Origin of the sequence: Niastella sp., from assembly GCF_045805085.1 — a bacterium.
Lineage (GTDB): Bacteria > Bacteroidota > Bacteroidia > Chitinophagales > Chitinophagaceae > Niastella.
The window spans coordinates 1-26,008 of the sequence record NZ_JBJMLX010000111.1 but is presented as its reverse complement, the minus strand read 5'-3'; the positions used below and the strand labels follow the sequence as shown (position 1 = coordinate 26,008).

19 protein-coding genes are annotated in these 26,008 nt (G+C 45.2%); 9 read left to right on the top strand and 10 right to left on the bottom strand.

Annotated elements, in window-relative coordinates:
- Positions 1 to 112: 112 nt before the first annotated feature.
- Positions 113 to 1,969 (bottom strand): T9SS type A sorting domain-containing protein, encoded by a 1,857-nt coding sequence (locus ACJ751_RS05630; protein WP_407744399.1) that lies wholly within the window; start codon positions 1,967 to 1,969, stop codon positions 113 to 115.
- A gap of 464 nt (positions 1,970 to 2,433) precedes the next feature.
- On the opposite strand from ACJ751_RS05630, the gene ACJ751_RS05625 reads away from it, so the two are divergent.
- A complete protein-coding gene (locus tag ACJ751_RS05625) occupies positions 2,434 to 3,672 on the top strand; it encodes a CehA/McbA family metallohydrolase (RefSeq protein WP_407744398.1) in 1,239 nt (412 codons plus the stop codon).
- Between the two features lie 116 nt (positions 3,673 to 3,788).
- Here the strand turns inward: ACJ751_RS05625 and nth are convergent, their stop codons facing one another.
- Entirely contained in the window at positions 3,789 to 4,454 is a 666-nt protein-coding gene (gene nth, locus ACJ751_RS05620; protein ID WP_407744397.1) for an endonuclease III domain-containing protein, read from the bottom strand.
- Between the two features lie 86 nt (positions 4,455 to 4,540).
- Positions 4,541 to 5,272 (bottom strand): GntR family transcriptional regulator, encoded by a 732-nt coding sequence (locus ACJ751_RS05615; RefSeq protein WP_407744396.1) that lies wholly within the window; start codon positions 5,270 to 5,272, stop codon positions 4,541 to 4,543.
- A 93-nt stretch (positions 5,273 to 5,365) separates the two neighbouring features.
- On the opposite strand from ACJ751_RS05615, the gene ACJ751_RS05610 reads away from it, so the two are divergent.
- The 6 genes from ACJ751_RS05610 to ACJ751_RS05585 are packed head-to-tail and all read left to right on the top strand — an operon-like array spanning position 5,366 to position 12,330.
- Entirely contained in the window at positions 5,366 to 7,195 is a 1,830-nt protein-coding gene (locus tag ACJ751_RS05610) for a class I mannose-6-phosphate isomerase (RefSeq protein ID WP_407744395.1), read from the top strand.
- 14 nt (positions 7,196 to 7,209) lie between these two features.
- Positions 7,210 to 9,543, top strand: a complete 2,334-nt coding sequence (locus ACJ751_RS05605; RefSeq protein ID WP_407744394.1) for a GH92 family glycosyl hydrolase — start codon at positions 7,210 to 7,212, stop codon at positions 9,541 to 9,543.
- Between the two features lie 24 nt (positions 9,544 to 9,567).
- Positions 9,568 to 10,881, top strand: a complete 1,314-nt coding sequence (locus tag ACJ751_RS05600) for an MFS transporter (RefSeq protein WP_407744393.1) — start codon at positions 9,568 to 9,570, stop codon at positions 10,879 to 10,881.
- A complete protein-coding gene (locus ACJ751_RS05595) occupies positions 10,878 to 11,756 on the top strand; it encodes an ROK family protein (RefSeq protein ID WP_407744392.1) in 879 nt (292 codons plus the stop codon). Before ACJ751_RS05600 ends, ACJ751_RS05595 begins: the two co-directional genes overlap by 4 nt.
- 23 nt (positions 11,757 to 11,779) lie before the next feature.
- Positions 11,780 to 12,040 (top strand): hypothetical protein, encoded by a 261-nt coding sequence (locus ACJ751_RS05590; protein WP_407744391.1) that lies wholly within the window; start codon positions 11,780 to 11,782, stop codon positions 12,038 to 12,040.
- Positions 11,980 to 12,330 carry a glycoside hydrolase domain-containing protein gene (locus tag ACJ751_RS05585; RefSeq protein WP_407744390.1) on the top strand — a complete coding sequence of 117 codons (351 nt, stop codon included), beginning with the start codon at positions 11,980 to 11,982 and terminating at the stop codon, positions 12,328 to 12,330. Before ACJ751_RS05590 ends, ACJ751_RS05585 begins: the two co-directional genes overlap by 61 nt.
- A gap of 140 nt (positions 12,331 to 12,470) precedes the next feature.
- Here the strand turns inward: ACJ751_RS05585 and ACJ751_RS05580 are convergent, their stop codons facing one another.
- The 6 genes from ACJ751_RS05580 to ACJ751_RS05555 form a co-directional block, all read right to left on the bottom strand.
- Positions 12,471 to 13,940 carry a SusD/RagB family nutrient-binding outer membrane lipoprotein gene (locus tag ACJ751_RS05580; RefSeq protein WP_407744389.1) on the bottom strand — a complete coding sequence of 490 codons (1,470 nt, stop codon included), beginning with the start codon at positions 13,938 to 13,940 and terminating at the stop codon, positions 12,471 to 12,473.
- A gap of 17 nt (positions 13,941 to 13,957) precedes the next feature.
- Positions 13,958 to 17,275 carry a SusC/RagA family TonB-linked outer membrane protein gene (locus ACJ751_RS05575; RefSeq protein ID WP_407744388.1) on the bottom strand — a complete coding sequence of 1,106 codons (3,318 nt, stop codon included), beginning with the start codon at positions 17,273 to 17,275 and terminating at the stop codon, positions 13,958 to 13,960.
- A gap of 278 nt (positions 17,276 to 17,553) precedes the next feature.
- The gene (locus ACJ751_RS05570; protein ID WP_407744387.1) at positions 17,554 to 20,727 is read right to left on the bottom strand and encodes an efflux RND transporter permease subunit; all 3,174 of its coding nucleotides are present in this window, start codon (positions 20,725 to 20,727) and stop codon (positions 17,554 to 17,556) included.
- A gap of 34 nt (positions 20,728 to 20,761) precedes the next feature.
- Positions 20,762 to 21,829 (bottom strand): efflux RND transporter periplasmic adaptor subunit, encoded by a 1,068-nt coding sequence (locus tag ACJ751_RS05565; RefSeq protein WP_407744386.1) that lies wholly within the window; start codon positions 21,827 to 21,829, stop codon positions 20,762 to 20,764.
- Positions 21,830 to 21,835: 6 nt separating this feature from the next.
- Positions 21,836 to 23,203, bottom strand: a complete 1,368-nt coding sequence (locus ACJ751_RS05560) for a TolC family protein (protein WP_407744385.1) — start codon at positions 23,201 to 23,203, stop codon at positions 21,836 to 21,838.
- Positions 23,204 to 23,234: 31 nt separating this feature from the next.
- The gene (locus ACJ751_RS05555) at positions 23,235 to 23,897 is read right to left on the bottom strand and encodes a TetR/AcrR family transcriptional regulator (RefSeq protein ID WP_407744384.1); all 663 of its coding nucleotides are present in this window, start codon (positions 23,895 to 23,897) and stop codon (positions 23,235 to 23,237) included.
- Between the two features lie 269 nt (positions 23,898 to 24,166).
- Between ACJ751_RS05555 and ACJ751_RS05550 the strand changes: the two genes are divergently transcribed.
- Positions 24,167 to 24,766 carry a TetR/AcrR family transcriptional regulator gene (locus ACJ751_RS05550; protein ID WP_407744383.1) on the top strand — a complete coding sequence of 200 codons (600 nt, stop codon included), beginning with the start codon at positions 24,167 to 24,169 and terminating at the stop codon, positions 24,764 to 24,766.
- A gap of 4 nt (positions 24,767 to 24,770) precedes the next feature.
- Here ACJ751_RS05550 and ACJ751_RS05545 read toward each other — a convergent pair whose 3' ends face one another.
- Positions 24,771 to 25,061, bottom strand: a complete 291-nt coding sequence (locus ACJ751_RS05545) for a hypothetical protein (protein WP_407744382.1) — start codon at positions 25,059 to 25,061, stop codon at positions 24,771 to 24,773.
- 182 nt (positions 25,062 to 25,243) lie between these two features.
- On the opposite strand from ACJ751_RS05545, the gene ACJ751_RS05540 reads away from it, so the two are divergent.
- Positions 25,244 to 25,957: an RNA ligase family protein gene (locus tag ACJ751_RS05540; RefSeq protein ID WP_407744381.1), complete on the top strand. Its 714-nt coding sequence runs from the start codon at positions 25,244 to 25,246 to the stop codon at positions 25,955 to 25,957.
- Positions 25,958 to 26,008 lie beyond the last annotated feature (51 nt).

The window sequence follows — 26,008 nt, the reverse complement described above, 5'->3', positions numbered from 1 at the left end:
TTCTACGACAAGCAAATGTCTGAAGTGATCTTCAAGGTGCTGACTAACGCAATTAATGCGCATAGCTGATAAAAGAAAAAGCCCTGACGATACTATCAGGGCTTCTTCAATTTTACTTTTTCGTAAATAGAATGCTTTGCGGCTTATTGGTTTTGTCGTCCATTAATTTTATTGCATATACGCCTTTCGGCAAATCACTAACATTCAGTTGTGTCTGGTTGCTGGCATTTGTGATCCGTGTTCTTCTTAATTCCATACCCGACATATTCACCAACACCAATTCTTTATTCAGCAGATCATTGCCTGTCATTTTCACATATAAGTAATCCTGGGCCGGATTCGGGTAAACGGTCAGGCTGAGATTATTATCAGTTGAAGAACTGCTCTTAATGGAAACGACTTGCGAATAAGTGCCATCGCTGCCAGCTCCTACCACTTTGATCCGGTAATACTGAACATCCCCCGCTTTATTCACATCTACGTACTGGTATTTTGTACTGGTTGTACCGGTTTTAGCATTGTAGGGTACATCTGCTATCTTGCTGAAAGTACTGCCATCGTTACTTTTTTCCACTTCAAAGTGATTGGCGGCATCGTTGGTTGTTTCCCACGCTACCGTATTTCCATTGGCGCCGGGCAAACCTTTAACAGAAAGGAATTGTAGTGGTAGCACACTCTGTATTCGTGCAGTCATATCCTGCTGTGAAATTCCGGCATCATACATTCCATCAGTAGGAACAGCCTGATCGAAAAAATCTTTATTAATACCAGTGTTTTGTCCAATGTTTACAGCTGCGCTGAACAAACTTAGCTCGAAATCCCATTGATTAGGATCACTGTCAGATGTATTGGCGAACACCTGGTCGTTGGCAGTCAATTTCTTTTCAGAACCATCCATATTAAAACCCATAAGTCCACCAGTCAAATGATACACGTTGCTTTGGTGGATCAACTGCGGCCCGTTAAACGGCTGGATGTTTGGGTCGGTGACGTTGGAAGAAGTGTTGATCCAGAAAATATTATTCTTCATGGTCAACACGTTCGAGATAGCAGGCATCGATGCAATGCCTATCAGGTTTCTTACTTCAGGCAAACGGGGTGTATGTGTTTCAATAACGTTGTTATTGTAAAACTGCAGGTTTCGTACATCCACGCCATAGCCGTTGTTGGTGTTGATCCAGAATACGTGTCCGTTATTGATTAACAGGTTGTAGCCAATTACATTGTTGAGCGCCTGTTCGCCGGAAGAACTGCCAAATTCCATAAAGCCCAGGTTCTCACTGCACTTATTATACAGTATTTTGTTATTGCTTACAGCGCCATACATTTCAATGGCGCCGCCATCTATGGTATAATCGTAGCTATTACTATAGCAATCCTGGATAATATTACGGGTAATGGTATTGTTGCTACTGCCAATCATAATGCCCATGGCGCCAAAGTCGTCCCACTGAATATCGGGTGTATTCAGGATCATTCGCAAATTAGTGATAGTGCAATCTGTAACGGTATTGTAATCTCCACCTTCGATTGCCACGCCGCATCCCAACTTGGAGATGGTAACGTTCTTTATTACGTTATGCGATCCATTGCCGTTGGTGCCATAGATGTTAACGCCATAACCACAGTTGGCGGTTACATTATGATTCCACCAGGGAATGTAGTCATCAGTCAATTCAAGGCCATCGATCACAATGTAATTGGCCTGGTAGAGCCGGATGACGGTTCTGTCGTAAATATTTTGTTCGGTGGGACTGGCAACATTATACTGAAGTTTCGGAGCGTTGCCTGCTCCATAGCCCATGATCACGATCGGCGCGCCGGCGCTGCCCGAGCTGTTGATGGAGAGTGTGCCGGTATACCATTGGTCGCGTTTCAAAAACAGGGTATCACCGGGTTTGAAGTAATTAATGTACCATGGTATATCATTTATAGATCTCCACGGGTCGGTCAATGTTCCTTGATTCAATCCCCAATTTGAGGGGTCTACATAATAGTTAGTTGCATAGGAATGCATTGTCATAAGCACGCACAGTGCCATGACACACAGGGATACTGGTGTTTTCATCGTTTTTCAAAGATTAATCAGGCCTTAAAATAATGGTGAAGCAAAACTAGGTTATTCTGAAACCTAGAAAAACAGCTATATGTGTCGAATAAACATTTACGCTTATTTTTGTGCAATGAGCAACATCTATTGTGCCAAAAATCATTTGGGTTAAATATTCCCCACATTAAAAATCTTCTCCACAGACGTTGATGTTGTCGCGTAATAATTTCTTAATTCACTTTCCAATAAAACCATTGATAATTTGCACCCTCCAATTAGGCGTAGGATAGACAATTCTTATATTTTAAGGATTCCAAATGGAGAAAGATTTCTAATTTAACACCATTGATGTTACTTGTATAATTTAAAGCAAATACAGAAAGATGAGCAATAACAGCATAATGAACCGGGTAATTGGTATGGTATGTAGCGGATTACTAATAGGTATCGCCACTTGTATCAGTCATGCAGCTACAGCACAATCAAATGAACCCAACCCCAAAGATCCCTGGGCGCCTTCCACTATTTACAATATGCCACCGGTAGCCAGTCTTACCAGTGGTGTATGGCTAAAAGGCGATCTGCACCTGCATTCACGCCACAGTAAAGAATCATCCAACAATCCTGTATCGAAGATCATAAACTTTTCAAAATCGGTTGGTATAGATTACATCTGTATCACCGACCATGACAACCATGTTGGTGGGGATGTTCCCAACCATACCTGGGCAGACCCGGAGTTTAAATCAGACTCGGTGCTTTTATTGTATGGCGCTGAGTGGACAACCAACCGCGGACATGGTAATGTATTTTCTGCCCATCCTTATGATCACCAACGCCTCTATTTTGTGCGCGACCAACGCGACATCGTGATCCAATCAGTAGTAAAAGAACTGGGCATTCATTTATCGGCAAACCATCCCATGGGGCCCAAAGATCATTTTGGTTATTCATACGACATGCTCAGCTCCATGGAAGTTTGGAATTCTGCTGTATGGCAAAAAAATGTAAATGCCCTGTTGATCTGGGACGACATGCTTTCATCGGGCCGCAAGATCACCGGCAGAGGCGGAAGCGATGCGCATCACGGTGTACCCGATTCACCCGACAAAGCAACGCCCAACAGCAAACAGGCCACTGCTAATTATGTAGGAACGCCCACCACCTGGGTATTTGCTACCGCACGTACCCGGGAAGCCGTTGTAGAGGCACTTACGAATGGAAGAGTTTCTGTTAGCGCCAACCCTTTTGCGCCGCGCGTTGAATTTTATGCCGACCTGGACCAGGATGGTAAAATGGATATGATGATGGGCGACAATACCAAACCAACAGGTAAACTTGCCAGATTCCGGGTGCAATTAACAGGCAAAAACGTAGCAGACTCAACCTATACCATAACCGTAATTAAGAACGGTGATCCATTTGGCACTTATAAAACAACCGGTAAAAATCCCGTGATCGAATTTACCGATACACCAGCTACAGAAGGTCGCACCTATTATCGGGTGGTGGTAGAAGGGCCATCAACACCTTATCCGCAGGTACCCGTATCACAAACACTGAGCGGAAATATGGTCGGCTTATCGAACCCGATCTACTTCAACTTCGATCCTAACTTTTGATCGCAGCGTTAACTAAATAAACAAAGGCTTCGTCGGATGTCACACATCGCAGACGAAGCCTTTGTTGTTTATTTTACTCTTTTATAGTAAGCATTCGGTTTATTTGTCATCATCGATTACTTCTTAACCTTTTTCTTCTTTACTTCCCCCGCTACTTTCCAGCCATTGTAATAGGCGCAAACAGGCTTCATTAAACAAACAGGACATTTAGGTTCTGGCTGACAAATCTCCCTGCCCAGGAACGACATGGCCATACCAGCATCCCATTCCTTTTCAGGCAACAGTTCCATTAATTGTTTTTCGATCTTTTCAGCATTGGTTGTATTTTCAACGCCCAGCCTGGTTGCCACCCTGATGGTGTGCAGGTCAACGATAATTCCCTGGGGTGTTGCTTTAGCCCCACGCCGGATCACATTGGCCGATTTTCTTCCAATACCTGGAAGTTCAACCAGCGATTCTATTTCAAGCGGAATATTGCTGTCGGTTTTTATCTCCTTTGCCATGCTCACCAACCACTGCGCTTTATGCGCAAAATTCCTGACCTTGCTGAGGAGCGGGAATAAAGATTTGGGATCCGCTTTGGCAAGGGCTTTCATATCGGGATATGCTTTAAAGAAGTCCGGGGCCAACTGGTTGATGAGGCTGTCAGTTGCCTGCGCAGATAAAACAACCATTACAATCCATTGATAAGGATTGGCAGCATCGAGCGGATGCTTTTTGTTTTTATACTTTTTAAGTAGTGGCTTTAGTGCAGCTGGCCAATCGATGGGTGGGCGTTTCATATGACATATTATATATTTTAAAGTTACTGCTTTATTCCACCCAACCTTCTTCTGTCTCTTTAACCTGTCAACTTGTAACTCGTCAACTATTCTCTTCTGGATTCAATTGTATATACAAAGCTATCCGCTTTATAGTAGCCTAAGTTATACTCAATCGGTCTATCCCCCTGGTCATATACAAACCTTTTGCGGAACAGGATGGGGCTGCCTGGCTCCACTTCCAATTTGCCGGCAACGAATTTACCCGCCGCTTTGGCGCTGATCTCTTCCTTCGATAGATTAGCTACCACCAGGTGATCCTTCTCCAGTATTTCGTACAAAGGCCGCTTGAAATCTTCTTCACCTGTTAACCCAACCCGTGGATGAAAAAACGATACAAAGTATACGAACGGCCCTTCGGGACGGCCTCGCAGCCTTTCCAGCTTCAACACCTTCTTATCTGTACCGATCTCAAAAAAATTGGCCACCGCTTCATCAGGAAATACCCAGGTAACGTGCAACTCGAAATTTTTGATGGGAATGCCCCGGGCCTGCATTTCCTGCGAAAAGCTCAACCAGTTCTTTGATTTGGAACTTACCGACGCTTCAGCTACTTTGGTGCCGATCCCCTTCTTACGTATCAACAAACCTTCATATACCAGTTTATTAAGGGCCTGCCGTAGGGTGGTACGGCTAATGGCCAGTTCCTTGGCCAGGTCTACCTCATTGGGCAGGAACTTGCCATCGGCATATTGAGGGTCCGCGATGATATTCCGCAACAATTCCTCGGCCTGCAAGTGAAGCGGGACATGGCTTTTATGATCTATTCGAAGTTTCATACTGGGTGAAATTTTGAGAGCTGATTCTAACAAAAATAAAAAAATATCGCTGCAATCATGGTATGTTTTAATGTATGTACATACATTTGGAGTATGTACGAAACATCGGGAAACAGGGTTGGTAAAGATACAGGTATTAAACGGCGCGTAAGTTCGCAGCCAATATTGCCCCAACAGGTACAAGTTGGCGCAACAGCAAGTGATGAATATCATATGTACCCGTTTCATGCGTTGGGCGCTGATAAAATTTTCTATGGCTATACCTCGCTTGCCCAATGGATGACCGGTCATAAACAAATTATGATCGATGGCTATGGCGGTATTTTCTGGAAAGAAGTAAAGCAATGCCTGCAGACTGTATTCGAGTCGAACGGGGTAAAAGTACAGTGGATAGATGTGAGCGCCTGTATGAAAAAAGAAGAAGTGATCGATGAGATGGTGGCGCCCTACTTGGGCACCGAAGACTCGGTATGGGGTACGAAATGTAATTTCAGGCTGAGTGATTTTTTCAACATGAATGAGTTACTGGCGCTACAACCCGATCCCGATGCTGACTGCACGATTGTATATGGCACCGGCGCCGCTATGCTTTCCTGGGATGCGCCGGTAGTTTACCTCGATCTGCCGAAAAATGAGATACAGTACCGCATGCGTGCCGGCAGCATTACCAACCTGGGCAGTAAAAAAGTTACCCGTTCTTCGAACATGTACAAGCGATTTTATTTCGTTGACTGGGTAGTGCTGAATGAATATAAAAAGAATTTACTGCCCAACATTACCGTGATTGCCGATGGTCAATGGAAAGATTCGCTGAACTGGATGCTGGCAGCTTCCCTGCAGGAAGGCCTGTCCGCAATGAGTAAAAGCGTGTTCCGGGTGCGGCCCTGGTTTGAAGCCGGCGCCTGGGGCGGACAATGGATGAAAGAACACATAAAGGAATTGAATAAAGACGAAGTAAACTATGCCTGGTCATTTGAGCTGATCGTTCCTGAAAACGGACTGGTGTTCGAAAGCAATGGCAATTTGCTGGAAGTGTCGTTCGATTGCCTGATGTTCCAGGAAAATAACAATGTGCTCGGCCAACATGCCGGTTTGTTCGGGTATGAATTTCCGATCCGCTTCGATTTCCTGGATACCTGGGAAGGGGGGAATCTCTCCATCCAATGCCATCCTTCTTTACAATACATCCGAAAAAATTTTGGCGAGACCATCACCCAGGACGAAACATATTATATACTCGACTGTAAAGAAGGTGCGCAGGTGTTCCTGGGTTTCCAGGAAGGAATTGATCCTATAATCTTCCGTGAGGTGTTGGAAAACAGCAATGCCAACAAACAGGAAGTGACCATCAATGAATATGTGCAATCGCATGCAGCATTTAAACATGACCTGTTTTTAATTCCCAACGGAACAGTACACAGCGCCGGTGTTAACAACCTGGTTCTTGAAATAAGTGCAACCCCCTATATATTTACTTTTAAAATGTACGATTGGTTACGGTTAGACCTAAACGGTGAGCCAAGAGCTATCAACATCGGGCATGCGTTCAATAATCTGAATTTCGAAAGAAAAGGTAAAGGGATTAAAGATGAGTTGATCTCAAAACAATCGGTGATCGGGCAGGGGAACGACTGGCAATTGGTACATTGTCCTACGCATCCAGCGCATTTTTATGATGTGCACCGGATAGAATTCACCACCCGTATTACGGTGCAAACAAATAATACCTGTCATATTTTAATGCTGGTAGAAGGAAGTTCAGTGTCGGTTGAAACGGGTGACGGGGTTATTACCAGTTTTAATTATGCCGAAACTTTTGTGATCCCTGCTGCGGCAACAAGTTATACCCTCATAAATCAAGGCACAGGTGTGGCAAAAGTGGTAAAGGCTTTTTGTAAAGAAAATATAACTGAACTAAAATAATACCAGTCAGCATTATGAAAAGATTGTTGTTGTTTGTCATTATGAGTAGTTGCGTTATTGGCGTAATTGCTCAACAGAAAGAACCGGTAGATTATGCCGATCCCTTACTGGGAACTTCTGAGTCGCGCTGGATGTTGAATCCCGGCGCAACCATGCCCTTTGGCATGGTACAATTGGCGCCTGATAACCAGGGTGGTGTTTGGAAATCAGGGTACGAGTATACCCTGAACAATATTGGCGGCTTTAGTCATATCCATTCCTGGACTATGGCCGGGTTATCGGTTATGCCTACAGTTGGGGCGTTGAATACGCACCGGGGCCCTGCTGATGGTCCCACCACGGGCTGGACAACCGGTTACCGCTCGCGGATCTATAAAGAAACCGAGAAAGCAAGTCCGGGTTATTATGGCGTAAAGCTGATGAACGGTGATATTACCACCGAGCTCACCAGCACTACCCGCGCCGGGTTCTTCCGTTTTTCTATCCCCGGAGAAGAAGACCTGCATATCCTGCTGGACCTGGATATTCCTTTCGAAAATACCGCCGAGATCCTGGATGCGAAGTTCACCAAAGTGAGTGACAGGGAAATTGAAGGCTATTCAAAACAAAAATGGAGCTGGAATGAATACATCGTTCATTTTGTAGTTCGGTTTAACAAACCCATTGAAAGCTTTGGTGGCTGGAAAGACAATCAAAATATAAAAGAGGTGAACGAAGTAGCAGGCAAAGGCCGCATGGGCGCTTTTGCGAATTTCAAAACAACAACAAACGACGTGTTGTTGATGCAATCTGCTATTTCGCTGGTAAGTATCGAGGATGCCCGGTTGAACCTGGAAACAGAAATGAATCCCTTTAACTGGAATTTCGATGCGGTAAAAGACAACGCCAAAAAAGTATGGAATACCCTGTTGAGTAAGATACAGGTGGAAGGTGGTACGGAAACAGATAAAAAGAAATTCTATTCCAACCTGTACCGTTCGTATGTAGCCCGTACCACCTGGAGCGATGTGAACGGAAAGTATGTGGATGTAAATGAAAAGATCCGGCAAACAAAACCTGATTCGCCCATCTATGGCAGTGATGCTTTATGGAATACTTTCTGGAACCTGAACCAGTTATGGTCCTTGGTAAATCCCGATTTGACCAACAACTGGGTGAGATCATTGCTGGAGATCTATAATACCGGCGGCTGGTTACCCAAAGGCCCTGCAGGGATTGAGTATTCCGGCATTATGGAAGCTTCGCACGAAATACCGCTCATCGTAGGTGCATATCAAAAAGGCATTCGCAATTTTGATGCGGAGAATGCTTTCAAAGCCATGCTGCACCAGCAAACAACGCCGGGTGTGGTAACGCCGGAAGGCGGGTTTGCCGGCAACAAGTTTTTTGATTCGTACATGAAGCTGGGTTATGTGCCTACAGAGGAAGGCCAGGTCTCCAACACCCTGGAATATGCGTATGATGATTGGTGTGTGTCGCAAATGGCCAAAGCGCTGGGCAGGAAAACCGAGTATGAACAATTCATTAAACGCGCCGGCAACTATAAAAACGTGTTTGATACTGCCACCAAATATATTCGCATGAAACACCGCGACGGTTCCTGGGTGAAGGAATGGAATCCCTATTGCTGCACCTCTTTCAGCGGTCCTGGTTATTTGGAAGGCAATGCCTGGCAGTATAGTTTCTTTAATCCACATGATGTACAAGGCATCTTAAACCTGATGGGCAAAGATGAATTTAATGATCGCCTCGAAGAAGGATTTAAAAAATCAACCAAATTCAACTTTAATGCTGAGGGCGATCTGTATGACCGGGTACCCATCAATCACGGTAATCAGCCCAATATGCAGGCTGCCTGGTTATTCAATTATTCCGGTAAACCCTGGCTCACGCAAAACTATACGCGCGAGATCATGAACCGGTATTATGGTTCTACCCCATTACATGGCTGGCTGGGTGATGAAGACGAAGGACAAATGGGCGCCTGGTATGTGATGGCGGCTATGGGATTGTTTGAAACAGATGGCGGCGCTTCGGTAAAACCATTTTATGAAATAGGCAGTCCGATCTTTGAAAAAATAACTATTGCACTGGATCCCGCTTATTATTCTGGTAAAAGCTTTACCATTGAAGCGCACAATGTGTCAGATAAGAACAGGTATATACAATCAGCCACATTGGATGGAAAGGTATTGAACAAACCCTGGTTCTATCATGCTGAGTTGGTGGATGGCGGCTCGCTGGTGCTGGAAATGGGACCGGAACCCAATATGAACTGGGGCAGCAAACCAGGCGATGCACCACCGTCGATGTCGACGCCTGCCGGTTCTAAAAGATCGAAAAAATAATTCAACATAAGAAAAGCACCTGCTATGGTAACTAATAATAAAGGCGCCTGTCTTTTTTTAATCACGCTGGTGGCATCGCTGGGTGGGTTGTTGTTTGGGTTCGATATGGCGGTGGTATCGGGTGTACTGCCTTTATTAAAAACGCAGTTCTCCTTCTCTGCGGGGCTGGAAGGTTGGTTTGTCTCCTCTGCATTGGTAGGATGTATCATTGGGGTGGCCATTTCGGGCGAACTAAGCGATCGCCTGGGTAGAAAAAAACCGTTGATACTGGCTGCACTGTTATTTTTATTGTCAGCGCTGGGCTGTTCTATGCTGCCTTCCTTGCCGGGGATTATTGTAGCGCGGGTAATGGGCGGTATCGGCATCGGGCTGGCCAGTAACGTAGTGCCGTTGTATATTTCTGAAATTGCGCCCAGTCATATCCGGGGCCGGCTGGTTACGTATTACCAGTTTGCCGTAACGCTGGGCATACTGGTAGCGTATTTAACCAATTCGGCTTTGTTGAATTATGGAATAACACATACCAATGATGCGCCCGGCTGGTGGCATACCTTGCTGGTTGATGAAGTATGGCGGGGCATGTTTGCGGTGGGCGTAATACCAGCCACCTTATTCTTTTTCGGATTGTTTATAGTACCGGAAAGTCCACGCTGGTTGGATCGGCAGCCAGATAAAAAAATATCCTATCGTACACTGCTGGAACCGCAATGGCGCAAAGCAATGATCATAGGTATACTGTTGCCGCTGTTCTCCCAGTTCAGTGGTATCAATGCCATCATTTATTATGGTCCCAGTATTTTGAACAATGCCGGCATTTCGCTTAGCAATTCTTTATTAAGCCAGATCATCTTTGGCGGCGCCAATATGTTGTTTACTTTAATTGCCATCTGGAAAGTAGATAGCCTCGGCCGGCGGCCTTTGTATTTGGTAGGTACAGCGGGTGCAACGATCAGTCTGTTGCTGACCGGCATTTGTTTTTTTGCCGGCGCTACTACCGGTTGGGCGATGCTGGTTTGTGTGCTGGCATTCCTGGCTTCCTTTGCCTTCTCAATAGGACCGTTGAAATTTGTTGTGGCGTCGGAAATTTTTCCCGGCCCTATTCGCGGCCGTGCCATGGCCATCAGCATTATGGTGATGTGGATGGCCGATACCATTGTGGGCCAGTTAACGCCCATCTTGTTAAAAAGCATTGGAACCGCCTTTACGTTCTGGTTGTTTGCCGGGTTTTGTTTGATCGCATTTATTACGGTATATAAATTGTTGCCGGAAACAAAAGGCCGATCCCTGGAGCAAATAGAAAAAGACTGGAAGAACCTATCATCCAACCCAACAACATGACAAGCCCTTCCATAGTTATAGGTGCAGATATAGGCGGATCACACATCACCGCCGGGCAGGTTGATTTCACCAATAAACAATTGGTCACTTCTTCCCTCGTGCGTTTGTCGGTGAACTCAATGGCTGCTGCCCCCGAAATAATTGCTACCTGGGCGCTGTGTATTAAACAGGCCATGCAGCAACAACGGTTTCAGAAGATTTGTCTGGCCATGCCCGGTCCCTTTGATTATGAAACAGGGATTTGCCGCATCAGCGATCAAAATAAATACCCGCAGTTATATGCGCTGAATGTAAAAGAATTACTGGCGCCGGTATTGGAAGTGGCTGCCTGTGACATTCACATACATAATGATGCCGCCTGTTTTTTACAGGGTGAAGTGTTTAGTGGCAGTGTAAGCGGGTACCAGCATGCGGTGAGTGTTACATTAGGCACAGGACTGGGGACCGCTATTTATGAAAAAGGAGCAGCCAGAAGCGCTGACCGCTGGAATATGCCCTTTCAGGATAGCATAGCAGAAGAATATTTGTCCACCCGATGGTTTGTAAAACAATATGCTGCTATTACCGGTGACCAGATCCTTGGCGTACGCGAACTGGCCGCGCAGGCTTTCTCGAACAACCTGGTAAAAGGATTGTTTGCGGAGTTTGGCAAGAACCTCGCTGCCTTTTTAAACCGGTTTATTGATGAAACGGATGCAAAGGCCGTCGTTATTGGCGGAAATATCGCCCAGTCGTACCCGCTGTTTAAAAATGCATTATTGGCGGGCATGGAAAGTCGTTATGCCCATGTCTTCATCACTACCTCGGTATTGGGCGAACTGGCTGCTGTGTTGGGTGCGGGAAGTTTTTGTTATCAACAACCAGGTGTTATTTAAGACCTGGTCAAAAATTATACGTTTTGAAAAAAGAATTGTTTGCCTTTGTTGTTATGATAGTGGTAGTTAGCGTGCAGGGTAAAGCGCAAAACGCCACCAGTCTTACTCAATTTGTTGATCCCAATATTGGTACGGCCCATTGCCGTTGGTTTCATTATACGCCGGGCGCTGTTCCCTTTGGCATGGCCAAACCTGCCCCTTCAAATTTTATGGAACTGAACCGGTGCATGGTTATGGGTTCGGACAGGATGAAGACCAGGGACAACTGGGCGCCTGGTATGTAATTGCCTCCATGGGCTTGTTTGATGTAAAGGGATTGACTGATTCAAATCCACAAATGGGCATTGCCGGTCCGTTGTTTAACAAGATCACTATTCAACTCAATCAAAAATATTATCCCGGAAAACAATTCGTGATTGAAACAAAAAATAACAGCGATCAACATCCGTATATTCAAACCATGCAACTGAATGGTAAAACCCTGCATCAGCCGTTTATTTCCTTTGCAGATATTACGAAGGGTGGCAGGTTGTTGGTAAACATGGGGGAGAGGGGGTGGATAAATATTAGTTGACCAGTTGACGAGCGCTAAGTTTAAGTTATTAAGTTCGTAAGTTATTGAGTTTATTAGTTATTGTTGAACGGGTAAAGAAGTAGGAAATATGAAATTCGCGAGATTCCTATTTCCTACTTCTTACTTCCTACTTCGTTTTTCTAGTTAGCATCCCACCACATCTTTGTATAAATTAAAGCAATGCCCGGGAAATTGGCATTTCTTGTTACTTCACCGCTGGGATATATTAAGCGTTCAGGCATTCTTTCTGCTCCCAATGTACTCGCTGCGGAGGTGGTAAAGAAATCAGGGTAATTGGTACGGCGCCATTCTGTAAAGGCTTCAAAACCCTGGTTGCCCGTCATGGCCAGCCATTTTTGAATAATAATGGCCCTGATCTGTGCCTGCGTTCCGGCCGGCCATTGTGCGGCTGGTGCAGAAGCTATATACGTGGCTGCGCCTGGCACACTATAAGAATTAAAACTCGCCTCAATACCTTCCGTGAACAAAGTCTGGGCGGGCACACCTGTATTCAACCAGCCTCTTACCACTGCTTCTGCCTGTAGAAATTTACTTTCCGCGGCCGACATAAATTTAACCGGGGCATTGGCTGATTTGTCGTCCCGTCCATTGGCGCCAACCACAGGCGAAGGAAATGAGTACATGGTGCTGGCGGAGCTTCTGTAAGATCCCTGTTTGATGCCGATGATAGAATCAACGCCCGCTGCGTTCGTGAACCGGTTAAAAAATACATCAGCGCGTGGATCATTATTTTGCGTCATGAATTTGGTCACTGTTTCACTGGCCACTATGTTCTGGGTTCGGCCCAGGCCAAGCATTTCAGAAAACAGGGGATTTTGATTGCCACCGATAGCGCTGTAATTGATCTGGGCATCCTGTTCCAGGAAGAGCGTAGTGTCACTACTTAATGATGCTATACCGGCCGCTGCTTTTTGTGGCGCTACTTCCGACAAACGTAAGTACGCCCGTAATTTAAAGGTATTGGCAAAACGCAGCCATTGTTCCATATCACCCTGAAAGATCAGGTCATCGCTGGAGGGCGTTACTTCTGCGTTGACATCTATTAATGATATGGCGCGGTCTACATACGCAAAGATGCTATCGTATACTTGTTGTTGTGGTGTATATGTTGGATTGGTAATATTAGGCGTGGCGGCCTGGGTTAAAGGCACATCGCCAAACGCATCGGTGGCTAACTGCATATCATAGGCTTTCATTAATAAGGCGATGGCAGTATACTGGTCTAAACTTTGTTTCCCCTGCGTTAGATTCAATATTTCCTGGATGTCCTGTAACGCATCGGAATACATCATGCGCCATACCCGGTCAAAATCAGTAGTGGTGCTGGCGTATTGATCTATGCTTCTATATTGTGAAGATTTGGGATTTTGTGTCCAGAACTGCGCCCAAAAGCTGCCATAGATCTGAAGCGGGTTGCCCAGTACATGTCCTATTGCTGCCTGTACAGCAGGCAATAACAGATCGGGTGTTGCGGTAGTTGATAAATTAGGATTCGTATTCGTATCCAGGTATTTCTTACAGCCGGCAAAGCCGATGGCCGTAACAACCAACAGTACAATGCAGCATTTTTTTATATAATGAGTTGTCATAGTTCAATTTTTAACGGTTAGAAACTGGCGCTTATATTAAATCCAAAATTCCGTTGGGAAGGCTGTGCAGTGAAGTCGAATCCCTGCAGGTTGGTGGCGCCCGCCGAATTGATTTCAGGGTCAACATATTTGTTGACAGAAGGCGTCCATAAAAACAGGTTGTTCCCGAATAAGCCAAAGGTCAGATCGCCGAAGGGGCCATTTTTAAGCGCGCTTTTCTTCAATTTATAGCTCAGACTTACTTCCCGTAGTTTAACATAGGAAGCGTCGAGCACATTGCGGCCATAAGGCAGGTCACTGAAGTAATCCTGCGGTAACATTTTAATCGTTGTATTTTGTACCAGTTTATTGGTGGCGTCATAATAAACGGAATTGGGGAATACATAAGGTTCGCGGCCATGTTCTGCTGTTTCCCAGGCCGTTCCGTTGAAATCGATTATATCCTTGGTGCGCGAAACAAACTGCCCGCCGCTTTTTCTATCGAAAAGAATATTAAAGCTCCATTGTTTGTAACGCACATTGGCGCCCAGTGAGGCTACGTATTTGGGATTGTAAGAACCAAAATAAATAGCGCCGGTAGTTTCAAGCGGAAGACCGGTTTTGGGATCAACGATCACTCTTCCCTGGTCATCGTGTTGAATATCTACCCCATAAAAAGTGCCATATGGTTTTCCTTCAGCCGCTACGGCCGCCATATCTGCCAGCCCGCCCAGTGACACCTGGGTTACACCTTCCTGTTGCAGGTCAACCACCTTGTTGCGGTTACGGGTGTAGGTTCCATACAGTTCAAGCGAAAAACCTGATGAGGTGCGGATGGGGGTACCGCGCAAACTTAATTCTATACCCTTGTTTTCTACAATACCGCCATTGATCACCTTGCTGGTAAAACCTGATGATTCAGCGATCGGAATGGTGAGTATCTGGTCTTTTGATCTGTTTTTGTAAACGGAGAAGTCAACATACAGGCGGTTATTCCAGAGATTCATTTCCGCACCAATTTCATAGGCGGTGGTGATCTCTGGTTTTAAATTGGGATTACCGATCCGTCCGTACCGGGTTAGGCCGGGTACGCCGTTAAAAGGAAAAGTAGTGCTGCCAAAGCTGCCGTCTATTTCAGCCCGTGCATAATAGTTGTTAAGCAGGAATGGATTGGCATCGTTACCCACCTGGGCTACACTGGCCCGTAACTTACCATAATTTAACACATCGCCAATTTTCCCGTCTTTCAGCAATTCAGAAAAAACAAAAGAAGCGCTGGCGCTGGGATAAAAGAAAGAGTTGTTGTTTTTGGGCAGGGTAGAAGACCAGTCGTTCCGCGCGGTGAGGTCAAGGAAGATGAGATCTTTATACCCCATAGTTAATTGCGCATACAGACCCATTAAACGGCGCTGGCTGTATTCATTGAAATTATATAAGGGACCATTGCTGTTATCTAGGTTATACCAGCCTGGTACAATAAGCCCGAAAGATTCGTTGGTGCTTGCATCCAGCAGGGAGGAGGTCCGTTGGCGCAGGTTGTGTCCTATCATCAGGCTGCTGGTAAAATTGCCGAAATCTTTTTTGGCAGTGACCATCAGGTCATGTACCACTTCACTGACGTTAAAAGTATTTTCCCGGTATTGACCTACTTCCGAGTGTGCATTGAACCGGCCATAATTACCTGTTGTTTCATCCCACGGGTAATAATTGAATTTCGGGTATTTGAATCTTCTGCGGTCGCTATATACGTCAGCACCGATCCGTTCTACGATATTCAACCATTTCAGTGGCTTATAGTTGATGGTGAAATTGCCGGTCACCCGGTCAACATCATTCTCATTCTTATAATTTTTTAATAACCAATAAGGGCTCACGGTGTAGGCGGCATAAAAGCCATACACCGGTTCACCCCGGGCATTCAGGAACCCATAACCATAATAAGGATTATTCAGGTCACCCATTTTATCAAGGGGTATATCCCGCGGTGTTTGCAACACGTTGTCAAACACTGAACCGGGGCCCTGCCCGCCCTGCACCAGGTTACTGTTAACGCGGCTGTAATTAATGCTTACGCTGGTAGAAAAATTATTATTCAAATTAGCAGTACCGTTAAACCGAACATTGTACCGGTTGTAGGTATCCTTGTTATAAGGCATAATGCCATCCGAATTCAAACTATTGAGCGATAAATAGAATGTTGTTTTTTCGCCCGAGCCGGCAAATGAAACGGTATTGCTGATGCCTTTACCCAGCTCAAAGAAATCTTTAATATTGTCTTTTTGAGCGGAATACGGCTTTTTCAAACGTACGCCATTGATCTCCTGGCCCCATTCCTGTAGGGAGTCATTAAATGGAAAACCCCAGCTCCAGTTTTCAATTGGATCATTATAATATTCATTTTTTCCATTGGCGTCAGAACCAACCTGATAACCCTGCCCATATCCGTTTTGCAGTTTGGGCAGTTTTAAAACGTTTGAGAATGTAACGGTTGAACTAACGGTCACTTCATTTTTTTGTCCCTTGCGCCCAGACTTCGTTGTAATAACAACGGCGCCGTTAGAGGCGCGGGAACCGTAGAGGGCGGCGGCTGTTGGGCCCTTCAGTACGGTGATGGACTCAATGTCTTCGGGATTAATATCATTTCCACGATTACCGAAGTTAACGGTGCTTCTGGGGTCAACCACACCGCTGTTTTGTGAGGTGCGCAGATCACTGCCACCCAAAAAATCTGAGTTATCGATAGGTATACCATCTACTACAATGAGTGCCTGGTTGTTACCACTGATGGAAGAACCGCCACGTAATACAATCCGGGTAGAACTGTTGGGGGCCCCGCCAACGCTGGTAATATTCACCCCGGCCACCTTGCCTTGTAAGGCGCTTAACGGACTGGTACTGCGGCCATTCAACAGTTCGTCGCTTTTTACTACAGGTGCCGAGTAGCCCAGCGAGCGTTTGTCGCGCCGGATGGCATTGGCGGTAACAATCGTTTCCATCAGGGTGCCGGCTTCAACCTGTAAGGATACGTCAATAACGGTACGGTTCCTTATAGGTACTTCCATGGCCTGGTAACCAACAATGCTGAATACCAGGGTGGCATTGCCTTCTACATTGTTGAACCGGTACAAACCTTCTGCATCTGTGGCGGTACCTATAGTGGTTCCTTTTACCGTTACAGAAACGCCCTGCAACGGCTGCTGGTCGTTAGCGCCGGTAACTTTTCCGCTTACGGAAATAAATCGTTTACCGGGAATGTTGTTGGCTGCTGTGTGTAATGATAGATTGAGAAGAAAGAGAAGGATAATAATACATGGAAAGATCACTGAGTTGCTTTGGTTGGCATCAATGCTTTTCATACGCGGTTAGTTTAAATGGTGCACAAACATCTACCAGGCCTGGTAAATACCAGGGCTTTAGTAGATTTAACAAAATAATTGCAGAAAAATTCATGCCCCGGTCGGATCAACTATGCATGAGGTAAGGTTAATTATATAGGCGGCGTGATGAAGAAAATTATGCGAAAGTTCTTTATTCGTTGTGTATTAATCTACAATAAAAAAGCATCCCGATGAATCGGGATGCACCATTCCTGAAAATGAACCTATCTATCGTACTTGCCCTTCCTTATTAATTATTAAACTACATGTACCGGTGTAAAACCATCTTCGCTTTCAGCTGGTTTATACTCTTCTGTCATTAATTCCTCGATGGTTTTTTGTTGTTTTCTGCTTTTTCTGCGTTGGATCCAGTGGTCGAAAATGGCATAGATAACAGGTACAATGATCAGCGTTAGGAACAGCGAACTGATCAATCCGCCTATAATTACCCAGGCCAACCCATTTTTCCATGTCGCACCGGGGCCGGAAGCAAGGGCGATGGGCAGCATCCCGAACACCATCGCAATGGTTGTCATCAAAATAGGGCGAAGCCTGGCATGGTTTGCCTGTATCAACGCTTTATAAGTAGATTCTCCGGCCGCTTTACGATGGTTGGTAAAGTCTACCAGCATGATGGCGTTTTTACAAACCAGGCCGATCAGCATAATGATACCCAGGATGGTAAATATATTCAAAGAGTTGTCGGTTAATGCCAGTGCCAGCAGGGCGCCGATAAATGACAGTGGTACAGAGAACAATACTACCAGTGGATATACAAAGCTGTCGTATAATAATACCATCACGAGGTATACCAGCAGGATGGCAGCCAGTAGCGCTACGCCAAGTGTACCAAATCCTTCTGTTTGATTTTCCATATCGCCACCCCACACATAGCTTACCCCGGCAGGCTTTCTCAGTTTTTCAAAAGCTTTCTGCCATTCCCCGGCCACTGTACCTGATGGGCGACCCACCGTTTGACCCTGGATGGTTACAGATGGACTTTTATCTCTACGTTCTAACTGGCTGGGGCCCGATGATTCTGCGATCGTGGCGAACTGCGATAATTTGATGCGCTGGCCCTGGTCATTTACAAATTCAAGGTTCCGTACATCTTCAATATTCGATCTGTTGAAACTGTTATAGCGGATGTTGATGTCATATTCATATTCACCTGCTCTGAACTTACCATCGGTGTTGCCATTGAAGGCAGTTTGCATGGTAGTACCCACTGTTTGAAGCGTTAAACCCAGACTGGCCATTTTATCCCTGTTAACCTGCACATTGATCTCGGGGTTACCGGCTTCTACCGTGAGCTTGGTCTCTGTGGCGCCTTTTATCTTTTTCAATTCGTCATGCGCGGCATTGGCAAATGCCATGGCGCTGTCGAGGTTGGGCGCCATAACAACCAATGCCAGGGGGGCATTATCGGCAGTACCTAATATCCCTATCGGCGTTGTTTTAACTTTGGTGCCTACCAGCTCGTTTTGCAATGCTCTTTTTATTTTGGCGGCATATACATACGAATCATCCGTGCGGTGCTTTTCATCGACCAGCTTTATACGGATCTCTGATTTGTAGGCAGTAGACTGGCTACCGGCCATTCCATCACTCGATTGACCTACAGTAGTAACCAGGTCTACGACTTCGGGCTTTTTACGTAAAAAGGCTTCTGCTTTTTGTGTCGCCTGGTTGGTTTGCTCAATGGACGCGTCTTTCGGTAATTCCATCTGCACCAGGAATTCGCCCCTGTCGCTTTTGGCGAAGAACTCACCACCAATAAAACCGCCGGCCAGCATATATAAAGAACTAACAAAAAGTACCACTACAATGGCCAGAGTGATGCGTTTGTGCTTCAATGCCCATTCCAGGATGTTGCTGATCCAGTGGGTGAAAGCCGTAAGTCCTTTTTCAAAACCGAGGATAATTCTGCCGAAGATGGTCTTACCGGTAAGATGTTCCAGTTTTCCAAACCGGGAAGAAAGCCAGGGCACGATGGTAAATGATGATAATAATGATAACAGCGTGGCGATAATAACGGTTACACAGAACTGTTTTATGATGTTTGATACCAAACCGGTGCTCAGTGCAATAGGTAAGAAAACTACTACAATTACCATCGTGATGGCAGTAACGGTAAACCCGATCTCTTTGGTGGCTTCGAAGGCGGCGCGAACGCGGTTTTTACCCATTTCCATATGCCGGTAAATGTTTTCAAGCACCACAATGGCGTCGTCGACCAGGATACCTACCACCAGTGAAAGACCTAACAGGCTCATCAGGTTCAATGTATACCCCAACAAGGCCATTCCAATAAACGTAGCGATCAAAGACGCGGGGATGGATACCATTACGATCAACGAGTTCCTTATGCTGTGCAGGAAGAACAACATCACAAAAGCAACCAGCACCACAGCCAGCAACAGGTCGTGTACAACGCTGTCAGCTGCTTCCAGGGTGAACACGGTACTGTCGTTTGCAATATCCAGTTTTAAATTGCTGGCGCCATATTGTTGCTCCAGCGAGGTAATTTTCTTTTTGATCTCTTCTGCCACGGCCACCGCATTGGCATCAGATTGTTTTATGATCTGTAAGGCAATAGAATTCTTCTGGTTAACCCGCGATATCTTTTCCACTTCCTTTTGGGCATCCTGTACATCGGCAACGTCTGACAGCCGAACGGCTATTCCGTTGTGGGATGTGACCACCAGATTGCGCAGATCGTTTACATTTTTATATTTACCCGATAACCGGACGAGGATACTTTGTTCACGGGTTTGTACATTACCGGTAGGGAAATCGAGGTTGGAACCGAGGACGATCTGCTGCACCTGCGGAATGGATAATCCATAACCCTTTAGTTTTTCTGCATCCAGGCTTACCTGTATTTCTCTTTCCTGTCCTCCAATCAGATTTACCTGCGCCACGCCGTTTACGCGTGAAAGGGCAGGGCTGATACGCTTGTCGACCAGGTCAAAGAAAGCCGATTCGTCCATTTTGGCTGAAGCGGATAAAGTAAGGATAGGAAGATCGCTCAGCGAAAATTTAACGAGCGATGGTGGATCCACATCATCGGGTAAGTCTTTTAAGATCGCATTGATCTTTCTTTGCGCATCGTTCAAAGCATAATCTGCATCGGCGCCGCTGTTCAGGTTCAGCGTCACCAATGAAATATTTTCGAATGATTTAGATTCCAGCTTCTTGATATTTTCCACCGCAGCTACCGCATCTTCAATTTTCTTGGTAACGGTGTTTTCCACTTCCGACGGTGATGCACCCGGATAAACCGTAGTGATCGTTACAGCATTACTATCGAATTTAGGGATCAGTTCATACCCAAGTAAAGTGTAACAGAACAAACCGCCCAGCGTAAGGATCGTGAACAGCACGATCACGAAGGAGGGGCGTTTTATAGATATTTCAGCTAATTTCATTTTTGTTATTTTACAATGATGGTTGTTCCGGCGCTTATTGAATAATGCTCACCCTGGTACCGTCAACAAGATTGATCTGTCCGCTGGTGATAGCAATGGCGCCTTCGGTCAAACCGTCAAGCACTTCTACTTTTTCACCAATTACCCGGCCTGGGGTAACTGATTTCAGCCGGGCTACACCGTTATCGATCACAAATACCTGCTTACTGTTCACACTGCCCACGAACGCGGTGCGGGGGATCATGATAACAGCTGACTGGTTGGGGAAATCAAAAACGGCGGTTCCGTACATACCTGCTTTCAGTTGATTGGCGGCATTATTGGTGATGGTAATCTCTACAGGGAAGTTCAGCGCTTCATCGGCTTTTGGCGCTATGAAGTTGATATTGCCTGAGAATGTTTTATCAGGAAATACGCTTGCTTTCACCAACACCTGTTTGCCTAACTTGAGGTAAGGGATCTGTGCTTCGTTTACAGTAACCTTCAGCTTGAGCGTGGAAACGTTCACGATATCGAATAAAGCGGTGCCGGGGGAAACAACACTTCCTGGTTCAATATGCCGTTTGTTTACGATCCCACTGATGGTAGCACGAATGCTGGCATCGCCCAGGTTAATGCGGCTTTGTTCCAGCTTGGTCTTTGCATTGTTCACGCTCTGGCGGGCATTGTCGAGCTGTTGTTGGGTAACACCGCCTGTTTTAAATGCATTTTCATATCGTTCCAGGTCGGTAAGGGCTGTCTGGTAATTTGATTCGGCATTTTGCAGATCAACCGACAACTGATCAACACGGATAGTGGCTACTGTTTGTCCTTTTTGAACATAACTGCCTTCATCTGCCAGCACCTGTACAATGCGGCCTGCTTTTTCTGCCGCGAGGCTCAGTTCCTGCGCCGCCGCAAAATTGCCATTGGCTACTACATCCAGATCGGGGATTTCGTGTTTAACGGTGTCTATTCGTACTGCAACGGTAGCATTGGTTTGGGCTACGGTCTGGGTTTTTTCTTCGGATTTCTTTTTGTTGTTCGAAAGCACTTTGGCGATGGCTCCTACGGAGACAATTATTACTACGATTGTTACAATGATCCTGATGATCTTTTTCATCGAATATTAGTTTAAGAGTGATTTTAAATTTCCCTGCGCTTTTATGAGTTGGATCTCTGCCAGCCGGTAATCCAATAAAGCGGAGGTATAATTATTTTGAGCTGTTGTCAATGAGTTTTCAGCATCCAGCATATCTGTCAGCGGCGCCAGTCCCTGTGTATAGTTATTTTGCGTATTGGCATATACTTCTTCGGCCAGTGTCACATTTTCTTTTTGATTGTTCAGGGTAATAATGCTATTGCGAAGCTGTGTTTTGGCATTTTGATAAGAAAGGTTCAGCGACAACTCTGTATTCTTAATATCTGCCTGCAGCTTCCTGATATCAACATCTGCCTGTCGTACTTTCGACCGGGTAGAGAATCCGTTGAAGATGGGTATTTTCAGGTTTAACCCCACGGATGCATAATCGAACCAGTTAGTACTGCTATTTCCTACAGGAAACTTATTACTCACGCCCTGGTAGCCATAATTACCTGAAAGCGACAGGGACGGATAATAGGCGGCTTTGGTAGCTTCTTTTTGTAATACGAGTAATTCCTCTTGTTTTTTCAGAACCTGGTAGTCTGACAATTTCTTTACATCTGGTGTATTATCCAGCATAGTTAATTTCGGTTGAATGCTGTCCAATGCAGAATAGGGAATAGTAATGGGTGTCTCGATGGGAATACCCATATAGAATTTCAATGTGTTTTCCTGTTGTTGAACCGAGTTGATCTGCTGCTGGCGTTGCGCCTCCAGGTTCGATAGATTCACTTTGCTTCTGTCGAGATCGATCTTCTTTGCCAACCCATTCTTATACTGTCCTTCAATTACGTTTTTTACCCTGGTGGTGGTGACAATATTGCTGTCGGTAACCACCAGTTGCTGGCGTTGCACCAACACCTGATAATATTGAGAGGCCACTTTCTCAATTACCTGCTCATCGGTTAAACCGGCAACCAGTTGGTAATATTGTTTGGTGGTTTTTGCTGCTTTTAACCCGGTGAAAACAGTTTTATCAAACAAGGTTTGTTGTAATGATACAGTCGTATTGCTGTTCCATTTTTGCCCGAATGCTACCAGCAATGTTTTACCAGGTTGTCCGGCCAGTTCACCCGGTAAGGCGCTTAACTGTAAAATAGGATTATACGTAAGGCCGCTGCTGGCGCTTATTTGTGGCAGGGCCTGTGACCTGGCCTGGTCAATTTTATATTGACCGTTCTCTTCGTCGAGCCTTGCCTTGATGGCTTCCGATTTGTTTTTCAACGCCTGTTGTAATGCTTCTTTCAGGGAAAGCGGCGCGGTTTGGGCATTTGCCAGCGACAAAACGCTTACTCCGGCCACAAGCAATACCATGCGTTGCCAAAAAGTTCGAAGCGATGGATGGTGTTTCATTAATTGCTTATTTAAGAAAGTTGTTGGTTATTTATATAGATTCATTTATTTCAGTGTGCGCCATCTTGTTAGGGAAACTGAAGTGTTGCAGTTCGCTTTCCAGCTGTGGAATTGCTTCCGGAGCTATAATGCCATACAGGAACAGGTACATGGCCTGTCTGAAAACTTCGTCTTTTGAATAGTCGTTCACCAGTTCGGCGGCGAATTCAAAATCCTTTTGGATGTGCTGTTGTAAAATGGTCACTACCAGTTTCGGGTGCAGGCTTCCTCTGAAAACACCTTCTACAATTCCCTGTTCCAGCACTTTCAGAATTCGTGAGTGAATAATGTTATTCAGAGTATTGACCAGGGCCGCTGATTCTGCCGGATAGTGTTTTTGCAGATCAGTGAAAAAAGCCGGAGAGGTAGCCTTACAGAAGTTTACATTGACTGTCATGTAGCTAAGTACCCGGCGCAGGTTGTTTATCTCTGTTTTATCCGCCTCTTCCATTGACTGATTGTAGTTGGCAGCCGCAAGTGTACATACCTGCTTCACCAGGTCGTGCCGGGAGGTGAAAAAGCGGTACAACGTCTTTTTCGAAATGCCCAGTTTCGCCGCAATATCATCCATCGTAAAAAGCTGTATGCCCTGTGTGGTGAAGAGGCGAAAAACTGTTTGAAGTATGGTGATTTCGTTCATTAAATTTTCGACCATTTTGGTTGGTTGGTCAAAAGTAATATGACTTTTCGACTAAATTGTAATAATGGTCGAATTAAATTGTTAAGAAAATGCAAAAGGATGGGATTGTAAATAACGGTAAATACATTTTCGGACGAAAAGACGGAAATAAACATTTGATAATTAACACCATTAGTGCTTACACCAATAAAAACTGTAGAAATCTCCTGCGTTTCTGTTTTTCCGGAGCGGCTGGTTTTGCTGGATTCAGTATATTTGTAGAAACAGTTTAAAATCGACCAAAAATGTCGAATAGTCAAGATTTAAAAGACCCATTCAGGGAAGAAATACTAATTGGTGCACGGGATCTGTTTGAAAGGTTTGGCTTTAAAAAGACCACCATGGAGGATATTGCCAGGCAGGTAGGCAAGTCGAAAAGTGCTTTGTATTATTATTATAAAACGAAGGAGGAGATCTTTGAGGCAGTAGTGTTGGGTGATATAGAATCCCTGCAAGCCGGTGTTGCTGAAGTAGTGAAAAAAGAGGGATCGGCAACCAGGAAATTTCATGTACTGATCACCAGTATGCTCGAAGATATAAAATTGAAGGCCAATAAATTCTCCATATTCAAATCAGATATGTATGAGAACCATTACATGTTTGAGGGTATTTTGAAGAAACGTGATTCGTATATTGAAGAACTGATCAAAGATATTCTCATCCTGGGTATTAGTCAGCATGAAGTAAGAATGATGAATAATGCAGAAATGGGGTTATGGGCCAAAATGATAAACCTCACGTTAAAGGCAATCGGAAACAAGATCTTTCTTGAAGACGATTTTAATTTATCTGCAGGTCAATTGAGTTTTATGGCCGATTCATTATTTAATGGGGTTAGGTCCTGAACAATTACAACCTGTTCCGCCCAAAAATAGCTCCGCGGATCAATGCGATTATCAATGTGAACACGGCTGATCCCACTACCGCCCATACAACCGGAAATGTTTTCCCACCCACCTTTATGGCAAAGATCTCAGGTAACCCGAATTTACCGGCGATCCATAGCCCAATATACGCGCCGATAAAACCAACGACGATGGAAACAAAACAACCGCCCAGATCGTACCCGGCCAGGGACTGACCCACGCCTCCGCAGATGGCGGCAATAACTAAAAGTATAAGCAACTCGGTGAGTGTCATAGCGAAAGGTTTTTTTAAATATAAGCATTTGCAATTTGAATGCCGCAATTAATGTTTAACTTTGCAGCTATTCAAAAACAAGGTCAAACCTGTGTTATGTAATCGCCTTCACATATAATCCTTTCTGATTGAGCACGCTATATAAGCGTGTAACACTATTCTTTTTCTATACTGATAAATATATGCAATCCGAGAAATACGGTCGCACGTATCATTATCCCTTTTCGCCGGGCACTACCAGCGACGACCGGATAAATTTTGATTACTGGAGCGACCTGCAACAAATAAATAAGGTAGTACATACCGAAAAGCTCGACGGGGAGAACAACTGTTTGAGCAAATGGGGCGTGTTTGCACGTTCGCATGCCGCACCTACCACTTCGCCCTGGACGGCGACCTTGCGCGGGTTCTGGCAACTGGTGAAAAACGACCTGGGCGATCTGGAAATATTTTTAGAGAATCTGTACGCCGTGCATTCCATCCGGTACCAACAACTCGATCATCATTTTTATGTTTTTGCCGTACGGGAAGCCGGTCGCTGGTTAAGTTGGGAAGAAGTAAAATTCTATGCCGCTCTGCTGGAACTGCCCACTGTGCCGGTGATCGGGATAGAAAGTACACCCGCTAACCGGTTGTTGTTCGAAGAAAAGTTATTGAACATAACGGCTACTGCCGGTGCATTTGATCCCATTGACATCGCAACGGAGCAACCCTGTACATTGGAAGGTATTGTAAGCCGTAATGCCGCTGCTTTTAACCGGGATGAATTCGCACACAATGTATTTAAATGGGTGCGTAAAGGGCATGTAAAAACAAATGAGCATTGGACCCGGAACTGGAAACGGGCGCCATTGAAAAACGAAGGAGGTAATTATGTGGACTTTAACAACCGATAAGGACTGGGCATCTTTGAGCGAGCAGTTCGATTGGGTGCGTGAAATGGAAGA

Excerpts from the sequence above, each read along its gene's own strand:
- nth (WP_407744397.1), bottom strand. The coding sequence starts at position 4,454 with ATGAAACGCCCACCCATCGATTGGCCAGCTGCACTAAAGCCACTACTT.
- ACJ751_RS05615 (WP_407744396.1), bottom strand. The coding sequence starts at position 5,272 with ATGAAACTTCGAATAGATCATAAAAGCCATGTCCCGCTTCACTTGCAG.
- ACJ751_RS05575 (WP_407744388.1), bottom strand. The coding sequence starts at position 17,275 with ATGAAAAGCATTGATGCCAACCAAAGCAACTCAGTGATCTTTCCATGT.
- ACJ751_RS05625 (WP_407744398.1), top strand. The coding sequence starts at position 2,434 with ATGAGCAATAACAGCATAATGAACCGGGTAATTGGTATGGTATGTAGC.
- ACJ751_RS05550 (WP_407744383.1), top strand. The coding sequence starts at position 24,167 with ATGTCGAATAGTCAAGATTTAAAAGACCCATTCAGGGAAGAAATACTA.
- ACJ751_RS05580 (WP_407744389.1), bottom strand. The coding sequence starts at position 13,940 with ATGACAACTCATTATATAAAAAAATGCTGCATTGTACTGTTGGTTGTT.
- ACJ751_RS05610 (WP_407744395.1), top strand. The coding sequence starts at position 5,366 with ATGTACGAAACATCGGGAAACAGGGTTGGTAAAGATACAGGTATTAAA.
- ACJ751_RS05605 (WP_407744394.1), top strand. The coding sequence starts at position 7,210 with ATGAAAAGATTGTTGTTGTTTGTCATTATGAGTAGTTGCGTTATTGGC.
- ACJ751_RS05600 (WP_407744393.1), top strand. The coding sequence starts at position 9,568 with ATGGTAACTAATAATAAAGGCGCCTGTCTTTTTTTAATCACGCTGGTG.
- ACJ751_RS05560 (WP_407744385.1), bottom strand. The coding sequence starts at position 23,203 with ATGAAACACCATCCATCGCTTCGAACTTTTTGGCAACGCATGGTATTG.
- ACJ751_RS05595 (WP_407744392.1), top strand. The coding sequence starts at position 10,878 with ATGACAAGCCCTTCCATAGTTATAGGTGCAGATATAGGCGGATCACAC.
- ACJ751_RS05570 (WP_407744387.1), bottom strand. The coding sequence starts at position 20,727 with ATGAAATTAGCTGAAATATCTATAAAACGCCCCTCCTTCGTGATCGTG.
- ACJ751_RS05540 (WP_407744381.1), top strand. The coding sequence starts at position 25,244 with ATGCAATCCGAGAAATACGGTCGCACGTATCATTATCCCTTTTCGCCG.
- ACJ751_RS05565 (WP_407744386.1), bottom strand. The coding sequence starts at position 21,829 with ATGAAAAAGATCATCAGGATCATTGTAACAATCGTAGTAATAATTGTC.
- ACJ751_RS05545 (WP_407744382.1), bottom strand. The coding sequence starts at position 25,061 with ATGACACTCACCGAGTTGCTTATACTTTTAGTTATTGCCGCCATCTGC.
- ACJ751_RS05555 (WP_407744384.1), bottom strand. The coding sequence starts at position 23,897 with ATGGTCGAAAATTTAATGAACGAAATCACCATACTTCAAACAGTTTTT.